This window comes from Chthonomonas sp., assembly GCF_035294505.1.
Taxonomy (GTDB): domain Bacteria; phylum Armatimonadota; class Chthonomonadetes; order Chthonomonadales; family Chthonomonadaceae; genus Chthonomonas.
Map to the genome: position 1 here is coordinate 1 of NZ_DATGKU010000245.1, position 10,775 is coordinate 10,775.

Genomic DNA, 10,775 nt, shown 5'->3' on the forward strand with positions numbered 1-10,775 from the left:
GTTTCAGAGTAGACATATTCGGAATGTCCATATCGTACTTGGGCACGTTCTTCAATATAAGATAACGGCTCTTGCTTCAGCTCTCGAACCTGTTCATCTATTTCGGCATGACGATGATACCTTGGATGTTGCGATGTGCCATCTTGCTCTCGGTCGTCTGACATGGTAGGCTCCTTGACTGAAAAATATGCTTATAAACTACGTAGCGAGGGGGCATGAGGTTACGCGAGAATAACAGGACTCCTGTTCTCCTTCACTTTTTATCGGGATGCCAACCTCTCCCTTGCCCCCGCATGTGGGAGAAGAGAGGGGAGGTCTTTAACAGCTTACCTTATAGATGCCGTTTACGGTAGTCCTCGGTTGTTACCAATTTGGGAAGCACGAATGAATGAGTTTCTCCACTGCGTTCTCGATAACAATGTTGCCATCGGGTTATATCTCAAGAAACCGGAAAAATGTGGAACAACTAAAACGAGCCGGTAAACCCACTAGGGTCGAGGCATTCGCGCCGAATAGGGGCGTGCAAATACTTCAAAACGCAAACAAACCGTGAGGAAACCTATGTCATCATCACTACATCAGGCCGAGATCTCGCAGAAGATACGGCTAACTCAACGAGAGAAGGAGATACTCAGCCTCATTGGGGAGGGCCACCCAAGCAAGCGCGTTGCCGAGATGCTTTTCGTAAGCAAACGTACGGTGGATTTCCATTTGGACAACATCTATCACAAGCTTCATGTAAAAAATCGCCTACAGGCCTTGCAGTTAGCCCGGAGGCTGGGACTTCTTCCCTCTTCGGAGATAGAGGAAGAGAAGCAAGGCGCTGACCTCAAGGAGTCGTAGGAAGATAACGTACGGCGTGCCCTTATCTGCGTTCTCCCTAACGAGACGGTGTGGTGCCGTGATCCGTGAGCTGTATTTTGCCGCCTTCTGCGTAGAAGGCGGCGCTTTTTTGTGTCTCTTTTAGCAAAAGATGCCCGTCGAGATCGAGAAACTCGAAGGCGCCGGTGCCGCAGGCGATGGCCGCAGATATGGCGATGCTGTGACTCGTCTCCAACATGCAGCCGATCATAAGGCGCTTACCCGCTGCACGCCCGATAGCAATGAGGTCTAAGGTGCCTTGAATGCCGCACTTGTTGATTTTGAGGTTAAAGCCATGAACGGAGGTGTTCGCTAACGCAAGCCCCTCCTGTCGGCTTCGGCAGCTCTCATCGGCAAACACCGGCACAGGGCATCGCTGAGCGACATAGCATAAACCGGCGAAATCCTCTTTCGCCACCGGCTGTTCCAAAAGCTGGATGGGGATGCCCTCGTTGATCAACGTGTCCACGAATCGCAGCGCTTCGTCCGGCTGAAAGCCCTGATTGGCATCAAGGCGCAGAAGCGCCTCTGGGGCCGCTTTGTGCACATCGCGTACCCGTTGAAGGTCACCCTCCATATCGCCTTGCCCCACCTTAATTTTGAGAAAGCGGATGCCGCGTTGCCATGCCTGAGCCGCCAAGGCGCCCGCTTCGGGAACTAAGGGAATGGTGACATCGGTTTCGCACTGAGTGCTGGCGCCGCCCCACAGACGCCGCAAGCTCATGCCGTGCACAAGGCTCCAAGCGAGAAAGACGGCCATCTCCATACCGCACCGAGCGCTCGGCTGATGAGGCGCTAGACGCTCGATATGGGCGATGGGCGCTGCATAATCGCTAATGTCCATGCCTATGAGGGCAGGGCCAACCTGCTTAACCGTTTCCAAAACGGTTTCGCGCGTTTCACCGGTCACATAACTGGCCGGTACCGATTCACCGCGCACCGTGCGACCATCGTCGAGTTGAAGCCACACGGCCACGCCGCGTGCCCTATCGCTGGAACCTTTGGAGGTTACAAAAACGCCGTGCAGCGGGGTTTCAAACGGTTCCGCATCTATCGCGCGAATGCGAGGCATGGCGGCGCAGCTATCCTTTCTTTTTCGTGGTGCGGCGTTTGGTGGTACGGGTTTTTCGCGCTCCCTTTTCCGAGTAGGTGCATTTAAGTTCCTGGCAGGGTAGAGGTTGCCCATCTTCGCCCAGCTTCAACACCGTGCGGCATTTAGGGTAGGCGCTGCAGCCGAGGAAAGGCCCAAAAGGCCCTTGGCGACGCACCATCACGGCCTCGCGTCCTTCAGGGCACCGCCATTCGGTGGCGTTAGGCAGGGTGCTTGGATCGACCGATGCGGCGCCGGCAGGCTTTGTGTCTTCCAGCCCACACGTAAATTTCGGGCCCTCCACCGGTTCGCCTTTCTCGTTCAACTTCAGGATCTTCTTGCATTTGGGGTAGGCGCTGCAGCCCAGAAAGGTGCCGTAACGGCTTTGCCGCAGCAGCATCACATTGCCCGTCTTCGGGCAGCGATACTCGGTCTCAATCGGCGGCGGTTTGTGGCTCTCCATCTTTTCTAGGGCCTGAGCCACCGACTGTTCAAACGGGCCATAGAACTCTTTTAATAGGGCGATCCAATCCGCCTTGCCCTCCTCGATCTCATCGAGATGGGTCTCCATTTTGGCGGTGAACTCCACGTCCACGATGTTGGGGAAATGCATTACAAGCTGGTCGTTCACCAAAAAGCCCAACTCTGTGGGCACAAAGCTGCGGTTTACCAGCTCCACATAGTTTCTGTCTCGCAGCACCGAGATGATGGTGGCATAGGTGGAGGGACGCCCGATGCCTTTCTCCTCCAGCGCCTTCACGATGGTGGCCTCGTTATAGCGTGGTGGCGGCTCGGTGAAGTGTTGGCGAGGCTCCATTTTCTCCAAAGCCAGAGGTTGTTGCTCCTTTAAGGGGGGCAAAGGCGGTCTCTCTTCGTCGCTCTTCTCTTCGGTGTCTTTCCCCTCGGTATAGACGCGCGTAAAACCGTCGAACTTCATCACACTGCCGGTTGCGCGGAAGATATAGGCCGGTTTTTCGGCGCCCTCCACCTGGGCGGCGATGTCGGCAGTGGTTACCTCGATTTGAGCGGGGCTCATTTGGCTGGCCACAAACCGCTGCCAAATAAGACGATAGAGTTGCAGCTGTGCGGGCGTAAGATAGGGCGCTACCTGTTCCGGCAGGCGATCTACGCGGGTAGGACGGATGGCCTCATGGGCATCTTGCGCCTCACGACGGGTTTTGTACTGGCGAGGCGACGGCGGTGCGTAGGCCTCTCCGTATTGCTTCAAGATGAAGCGTCGTGCCTCCTCCTGGGCCTCTTGCGCCACGCGCACCGAGTCGGTGCGCATGTAGGTGATCAACCCCACACTGCCCTCAGGCCCCAACTCCACGCCCTCATAAAGCTCCTGTGCGACCGCCATGGTCTGACGGTTGGAGAAATGGAGTTTGCGAGCCGCCTCTTGCTGGAGCGTGCTGGTGATGAAGGGCGGTGGCGGGTTGCGTCGCACATCGCGCTTTTTTAGCTCCACCACCCGATAGCGTGCCCCCTCGATCTCGGCCAGAACGGCATTCACCTCTGCCTCGGTCTTCAGCTCTACACGCTCGCCCCCGCGACTATGGAGTTGGGCGGGAAACGGGAAGTGCGCCTCTGGCGCCTCCGGGGTGAGAATGGCGGTGAGAGTCCAGTACTCTTCGGGCACAAAGGCCTGTCTCTCACGTTCGCGTTCGCAGATAAGTCGCAGGGCTACCGATTGCACGCGCCCGGCAGAAAGCCCGCTTTGAATCTTCTTGGAAAGCAGGGGCGACAGTTTGTAGCCGATCAGTCTATCGAGGATACGACGGGCCTGCTGCGCGTTCACAAGGTCCATGTTGATGTCGCGTGGGTTTTGAAGCGCCTGCTGTACCGCCTGCTGGGTGATCTCGTTAAACTGAATGCGGCGTGGGTTCTTAAGTTTCAGCGCTTCGGCCAGATGCCAAGCGATGGCTTCCCCTTCCCTGTCCGGATCAGAGGCAAGATAGACCGTGTCGGCTTTCTTCGCCACCTCTTGCAGGTGTTTAAGCACCTGCTTACGCTCGGCGATGGGGCGATATTCTGGGGCAAAATTCTGCTCTATGTTCACCCCCAAGCGCGAACGCGGCAGGTCGCGAACGTGCCCCATACTGGCTTCGATCTGATAGCTATCGCCAAGAAAGTTCTTTAGGGTTTTGGTTTTCGCAGGCGATTCAACAATAATGAGTGGTTTTGCCATAGACTACTTCGACGGTGCTGATAGAAAAGGAATATTTTCAAGAAGGCGATGATCGCTGTGGGGCGCTAGGGCCTTCAGCAGAGGCGCCAGTTTTTCGGGAGGCACATAGCCTTCTAGACGGTAGAGCGGGTGACCGGCGGCATCGGCCACAATGAGTGTGGGATAGGCCATAACGCGATAGCGCGCGATCGGTGCCGTGTTTTCGTCGCTATCGAGGCGCACGCACACGAAATGCTGTGAGAGGCGCACCACGCTGGGATCGGAGAAGGTGTCGGCATCCATTTTAGCGCACCAACCGCAGTCGGGCGAGGAGAAGTCCAGCAGCAGGTAGCGCCCGCTTCTGGCGGCTTCTCGTTGGGCGGCGGCGAGGTTATTACGCCAGTGCACATCGCCTCCGATATGTTCCCCATGCATATAGCCAAGCACTCCTACGAGAAAAAGCGTTATCCAGAAGAGATGACGATTTCGCATAGGTACCCCTTTAGGCGGCCCGGAAGATAGGCTGCAGTTTCTTGGCCTCCTCTTCGAGCCATCGGTACTCTTCTGGGGTAAGCGGACGGAACCGCTCGGCAAAGGCGACCCCCATACGGAACAGGCGCGGGTCTCCGGGGGCCACGGCGGCCGTTACCGGTTGAGACAAGGTAAAACGAAACGCCAACTCGGCCAGTTCGGGGTCGGAGATCGGCTCGTACCAGCAGTGAGGGTAGGTGCGCGTTGCCCCCTCGGCCCAGTGGGTGCGCGCCATGGCCTTTAATGCCAATCGGCCTACTCCCTTCTCTTCGGCTCGCGCGATGATCTGAGGGCCGAAGTGCCCCTGTAGGTAAGTTACGAAATTGACGGGAAAAAGTGCCGAATCGAAATTAAAACGATCCATGGCCAACAAGGCGGCCTCCACAGAGTGGGCGCTGAAGCCTATGTAACGTATCAGCCCGGCTCGTTGCGCCTCCACAATGGCTTCCATAGCCCCATCGGGCGCAAAGCAGGCTTCCACCTCTTCCAGGGTTGTGATCGCATGAAGTTGATAGAGGTCAAAATAGTCGGTTTGGAGATGGCTTAGGGAGCGGCGAAGCTCCTCTTCGGCACCGGCACGGTCGCGCCGGGCGGTTTTGCATGCCAAAAACACCTGTTGGCGATAAGGGCGAAGCGCCGGTCCCAGCTTTTTTTCTGCCTCTTGGTCGGCTCCATAGCTCGGTGCCACGTCGAAGTAGTTCACACCTCGATCCACCGCTTCGGCCACCAATGCATCGGCCTCTTGCTGCTCCAGCCCTAACAGGGCAACCCCTCCCAGCCCTATAATGGAGAGTGTTTGGCCTGTGCGTCCCAGCGTTCTTCTTTCCATAGGCAGGCTCCTCTCATCATATTCTTGCCTTACCATAATACCTTCAATTGTTCTATGTGCGTTCCAAAAATTTTGTACACTTGGAAGAAAGCGCTGTGGCGGATCGGCCTCTCAGATGGGCGGCTGGTGGAAAAGCTTCCTGTTGGCAGAAGCTGTCCCTTCAGCACGACCTTACTTGATTGCCTTCATTTTCCGAGGCCGTCTATGGCGTCATGCGGTTACAGTTATCAGCACCAAATTGGGTATAGCTTCAAAATCTCGGAAATTATGGCTAACCAGAGGTATTTGATGTCGCACAGCGCAGGCAGCGATCCAGGCATCCGCAACAGAGATAGGTCTACCCGCTTTTTTTCGCTGAGCCACGATCTCACCATAGCACTTGGCGATCTCGAAGTCGTAGGGAATCACCACAAAGTTGCGCAAAACAGATTCTAGCTTTTTCCGCTTCTCTGCTCCCCATCCTTGATAGGTTGCGCCTGCCCAAAGCTCCCCGACGGTGATAAAGGAGATCGCCAGCGTTTTGCCTTGCAGGTACGGCTTATAGCGTTCCGCTTCTGGCGTGCCCTTCATGATGTAGGAGATGATGTTGGTGTCGAGTAGTAGGTAGTTGGAGGTTGTCACCTACTGCCCCCTTTGGTTCCGGCATGCCTTAGCTCCTGAACAAACTCATCAAAGTCGTCTTGGACGATATGCTTCCCCTCAGTGGTTTCTCCTGGCCAAGTACCATAGAGCCTTGTGATATCCGGCGTAGATGTCACGCCTTGTATTCGGGCCAGTTCTTCGATGGAGCGTGAGTTCCAGAAGTCGTAAGTTGGCTCTTCACCAACAGGTATCTCCGCTGCTGCTTCGGTAAAGTCTTCTAAAGGTTCGATATCTCGAACACGGATGCGGTTGATCTTACCGGTTGCAGGGTCTTGAAAAGCATCTCCCGTAATACGTACTCTGCGTAGGAGGCATGAGAGTACCTCCTCTTTCTGGTCTTGATCAAAAAGACACACGATAGGTTCTCCCAATGCCGGATGCACACGCAGACGCATGCCCGTTTCTTTAAAATCGGCCATGAGCAGTCGCCCCTCTACAGTAAGAAGCGTCTCTTGCGAACCCTTGATACGTTGTTGAATGGCCTCAAATCCACTTTGTGTATAAGAAACTTGCAAGAGGTTTTGCGGAAGATTCAGAGCAAACATAATGGAACGAACTCCCTTTGTAAAGAGCGTCCCCAAATCACGCCATGCAAGCAAAACCCCTCTATCGAAGCCGGTTGGAAGTGGATCTCCTGCTTCCTGTATGTGACTTATGCCTGCTAAGGCCGTCTCAACGACACGAAGTCCCTCATCCATTTCTGAAAATGGAGGCTGATGTAAATGCCGTGCAAAACGAAGAACCGTTTGGGGACTGCCATGCGTGATCTCTACTAGCTCCAGCTCCAATAGTTCCTTGATGCGTCTGGGGTTAGGGCTGGTCTGCATCCTTTCTCGATGCGTCAATAGGTTCTGACCAGTGCGAAGGAGGGCTTTCTGCAGATTGCCGAGCAGCTCCAGTAGATGAGAAACCGGAATTCTTCCCTCTGCAACCTCTTCGCCTTCAAGAACAATGGTGAGAAGTACCTCTTGTGTCTTCATGGTGTCCTCCTAAAACTCGGTGCACTACAAACGTCTAGAACTGCTCTCCTAATTTACGAAAAGATCGCTGCAAGTTTCCCCCAGCATACCTTGAATGGTCTGTTGTTGCGAAGTCGAGAGGGTTAGATGACCCACTGGCTCTCGGTGTATTAGGGACGTGCGCGTCCACGGCGATGCCGCGGTCGAAGGCGTGAAAGGGGGCAATGCGTCCGCTAAGAATGGAAATAAAACAGCATATCGCAAAACCTACAGAGGAAGATGCCACAACTTCCAAACTTGACTAAAGGTGAGCGACTTCACATGATAGTCACCCAAGAGGGTATTAAAGCGGCGTTGAAATAGCTCCGAATTGCCCTCGAAGAAGTGGCCGGCACCGATAGAAAGGTCAGACGGGCCGCTACCATGCCATAGCCCCGAACCATCCATGTAGACGTTTAGTTCTGCGGGGTTTTGAAAGGTGGCGTCGCCAGCATGGCGAAAGGCGATCTCGGTTCGATAGAGGTAGCTGGTGCCGAACTTCTCAAACATCGTGGGGCGGCCGTTGAGCACAAAACCGGTGAAATCCTCAATATCCATGCCGCTGTCGGAGGGGCAATGAAAGATTTCGTGAGACTTCACATAAGGCAAGAGCACCTCGTGCAGCCAAGGCATGAAGGGAATTTGGCTTTGCCAGGCCGGGTAGGCCGCCCATATTTGTGGGGTATAGCGGTCGGCAGGGTCTACAGCATAGGGATAGAGGCCATCATAGTCCTCCGCATAGATCGAAAAGGCCATGCCGGCCTGGTGCAGGTTGGAAAGACAGGCTACCGAGAGGGCCTGGTTTCTGGCCCGAAGCAGTACCGGCAACAACAGCCCGGCCAACAACGAGATAATTGCGATAACTACGAGCAGCTCCACCAAGGTAAAGCCGCCCCGATAGCGGCGAGCCATAAAGGTCCGCCTAGGGGGGATAGCGGACATCGTCTTTGCCCTCTTTTTCCCGTTTCGACTAGTTCCGTCAAGCCGACTCGCCTTACTTAGGCGGACATCGGGCAGGCCGGAAAGATCGCTGCGTCGCTTTGAGAAGCGACGCTCTCGCTTACTTAACTCACCGTGACGGTGGCCGTCGCCTTGATATCGGGGCGCACTTGGCTAGAGACCGTCACATAGTAGGTGCCCGGAGTGCTGGGGGCAGTGTAGTTGCCGTTTTGATCTATGGTGCCGTCACCGCTCACCGGATTGCCGTTCTTGTCGGTGACCGACCATGTGACCTTATTATTCGTCGAGCCGATCACTTGAATGTTATACCCAAACCCATAGGTTTGATTGGTCTTCATTTGAACGGACGTTGGTGAGATGGAAAGAGTGACCCCGACCACTTCCACGAGGATGTAGTCGGTTTGGGAAGGATCGGATTGCAGCGAAACGGTTACGTAGTAATCGCCGGGGGTTGAAGGCGCGGTGTAGTTGCCGTTGGCGTCTACGGTGCCTAGATTCGGTGCGTTTACACTCCACAGCAGCGTTGGGTTAGAGGCATTACTCACAGTAACATCGGAGGCAAGCGATACCGTGCTGCTCGGCGCCACCACCACTTGGCGTTGTGTCACGGTAAGCAGAGGGCCGCTGCCGCCAACGGTAACAGTGGCCGTGGCCGAAACGGCCGGGTTGGCCACACTGGTCACCACAACATGATAGGTGCCGGGGGTCGTAGGGGCCGTATAAAGCCCGGTATTGTCAATGGTGCCACCACCCGACTCTTTTACGCTCCAAACAACGCCGGTTTGTGCCGTTCCTGAACCGGATAAAACATATTGAAACCCTCGAATACCTCCCGGAGCCACAGTGGTATTCGAGGGAATGATAGCAAGAGACAATGAGTTGCCTACGCTTCCATGTCCCCCACCACAGCCACACAGCCCGACCAACATGAGTAGAGCCATTGCGGCACCTACAATGCGCATAAAACGAACTCTCCTTCGATTTTGTTGTTTTTTATAAGCCACCTCAGCCTATAGCGCTCTCGTGATTTGGCTACTCCTGCTTGGCCGACAGACCGGAGACAAGCATGCCAAACCCGATGAGTACATTGGAGGCGCACCAAGGTAGGAGGGCCAAGCGCCCGTAATCTAGGCCAACCGGAATGGTATCGCGTAGAAACTCCCAGCCGAGGTGGAGGGTGAAACCAAGCGCCATGTAGCCCAAGAACCTTCGCTCTTTGGGGCCATCGGCACCAAGCACCAAAAGGGCTGCAGGAATAAGCACGCTATGGGTAAGCAGGTTCCAATGGGAACCCAGCCCGAACGTGTTGCTAAGCCAATCGGGGGCAAGGAGGCCAAAGGCAAAGGCGGCAATGGGCCAGAAGGGATAGTTTCTAGGTCCGCCCGTTTTACGGTTGAACCACATCACCAAGCCTCCAAGCCCGAACAACGCCATCGCAAACCAGAACCGTGCTACCCCATCCTCATAGGTGTTGATGGCGAGTTTAACGGCGCGGCCGGCATCGAGGATTCCGGCGCCGTATTTCTTGGCTGGCTCTTTCGGCTGAGCCGATTTTTGCAGAATGCACTTCACATCGTCGGGATTGCGAATGCCTGCGGCCTCGATGAGCGCGGCCACAGCGGCCACATGGGGCGACGCCATCGAGGTGCCCTGAAAGCCGTAATAGTCATCCACCGGGTTACCGGAGGCATCGCGCACGATGGTGTTTTGTAGAATGGTTCCGGCCGGCCCGCCCACCCTTGAATCGCCACCCGGAGCCGCAATGGCGATCTGGCGGCCGTAGGAGGAGTAGAAAGCCAAGTTTCCCTTCGGCCCGACGGCAGAAACGGCAATGCATGGCTTAAAAGCGGCCGGATAGCCCACGCCCTCCGTGCCGGTATTGCCGGCAGCGCATACAATGACCACCCCTTTACTATGGGCGTAATCGCACGCTTCAGCCATCAACTTATCGGGGAAGGGGCCACCCAAACTCATGTTAATGACGTTGGCACCGTGGTCGGCGGCATAGCGAATGCCCTCCGCGATCCAGGCGGAGGAGCCCATGCCGGAGCCGGTAAGCACCTTCACCGGCATGATGGTCGCGTCGAAAGCTAGCCCGGCTACCCCTTCATTGTTGTTGGTGCTTTCCGCGATGGTGCCGGCCACGTGGGTGCCATGCCCGTTGTCATCGTAAGCGATGGCAGAGCGGTTGGCAAAATCGTATCCCGGCACAAATCGGGTCTGCTTAAAGTCACGGGCGATGGGGCCTTTATCGCATTGGGTATAGGCCACCCCCGTATCTATCACGGCGACCTTGATGCCTTTGCCGCGTGAAAGCGCCCAGGCCTCCTCCGCGTGAATCATGCGGAAATTCCACTGTTCATCGTAACGTGGGTCGTTCGGACGCCAGCCCGAAGTGCCCTCCTTGGGGCGAGAAGTCGGGCCGGAAGGCTCTTCGGCCACCAGTTCCTGCGGCAAAACGGCGCTCGTAGGCTCCGTGTAGTAGTGCACCACATCGGCCGTTTCTACTCGGCCATCTGCGCGCAGTTTGGCCAGCGCTTGAGCCTCCGAAACGCCGGGAGGCAAAGTGGCTACGGCGATCTCTGTTTCCGCATGCAGCGGGCTATCCCACTGTAAAGGCGCACCTATTTCTCGGCTTAGCGCCTCAAGGGTCGAATCGTCGGCACCGGGGCGCAGTTGCACCTCTATCTGGTTAGG

At 55.9% G+C, this 10,775-nt stretch carries 10 protein-coding genes; 1 reads left to right on the forward strand and 9 read right to left on the reverse strand.

Annotation, left to right across the window (positions count from 1 at the left end; translation table 11 throughout):
• The first annotated feature begins 561 nt into the window (after positions 1-561).
• A complete protein-coding gene (locus VKV18_RS14755; protein WP_324204945.1) occupies positions 562-843 on the forward strand; it encodes a response regulator transcription factor in 282 nt (93 codons plus the stop codon).
• Between the two features lie 37 nt (positions 844-880).
• On the opposite strand, the gene VKV18_RS14760 is transcribed toward VKV18_RS14755, so the two are convergent.
• The 9 genes from VKV18_RS14760 to VKV18_RS14800 form a co-directional block, all read right to left on the reverse strand.
• The gene (locus VKV18_RS14760) at positions 881-1,933 is read right to left on the reverse strand and encodes a dipeptide epimerase (protein ID WP_324204946.1); all 1,053 of its coding nucleotides are present in this window, start codon (positions 1,931-1,933) and stop codon (positions 881-883) included.
• Positions 1,934-1,943: 10 nt separating this feature from the next.
• On the reverse strand, positions 1,944-4,139 hold the full coding sequence (gene topA / locus VKV18_RS14765; protein ID WP_324204947.1) for a type I DNA topoisomerase: 2,196 nt from the start codon (positions 4,137-4,139) through the stop codon (positions 1,944-1,946).
• Positions 4,140-4,142: 3 nt separating this feature from the next.
• Complete coding sequence (locus tag VKV18_RS14770) at positions 4,143-4,610, reverse strand: thioredoxin family protein (RefSeq protein WP_324204948.1); 468 nt, start codon at positions 4,608-4,610, stop codon at positions 4,143-4,145.
• 10 nt (positions 4,611-4,620) lie between these two features.
• Positions 4,621-5,478 (reverse strand): aldo/keto reductase, encoded by an 858-nt coding sequence (locus tag VKV18_RS14775; protein WP_324204949.1) that lies wholly within the window; start codon positions 5,476-5,478, stop codon positions 4,621-4,623.
• A 210-nt stretch (positions 5,479-5,688) separates the two neighbouring features.
• Positions 5,689-6,099 carry a type II toxin-antitoxin system VapC family toxin gene (locus VKV18_RS14780; RefSeq protein WP_324204950.1) on the reverse strand — a complete coding sequence of 137 codons (411 nt, stop codon included), beginning with the start codon at positions 6,097-6,099 and terminating at the stop codon, positions 5,689-5,691.
• On the reverse strand, positions 6,096-7,100 hold the full coding sequence (locus VKV18_RS14785; protein ID WP_324204951.1) for a hypothetical protein: 1,005 nt from the start codon (positions 7,098-7,100) through the stop codon (positions 6,096-6,098). The genes VKV18_RS14780 and VKV18_RS14785 overlap by 4 nt, the downstream gene beginning before the upstream one ends.
• A gap of 246 nt (positions 7,101-7,346) precedes the next feature.
• Positions 7,347-8,030 carry a prepilin-type N-terminal cleavage/methylation domain-containing protein gene (locus tag VKV18_RS14790; protein ID WP_324204952.1) on the reverse strand — a complete coding sequence of 228 codons (684 nt, stop codon included), beginning with the start codon at positions 8,028-8,030 and terminating at the stop codon, positions 7,347-7,349.
• A gap of 152 nt (positions 8,031-8,182) precedes the next feature.
• A complete protein-coding gene (locus tag VKV18_RS14795) occupies positions 8,183-9,040 on the reverse strand; it encodes an Ig-like domain-containing protein (protein ID WP_324204953.1) in 858 nt (285 codons plus the stop codon).
• Positions 9,041-9,110: 70 nt separating this feature from the next.
• Positions 9,111-10,775: S8 family peptidase (locus tag VKV18_RS14800; protein ID WP_324204954.1), on the reverse strand; the 1,665-nt coding region annotated here is incomplete at its 5' end.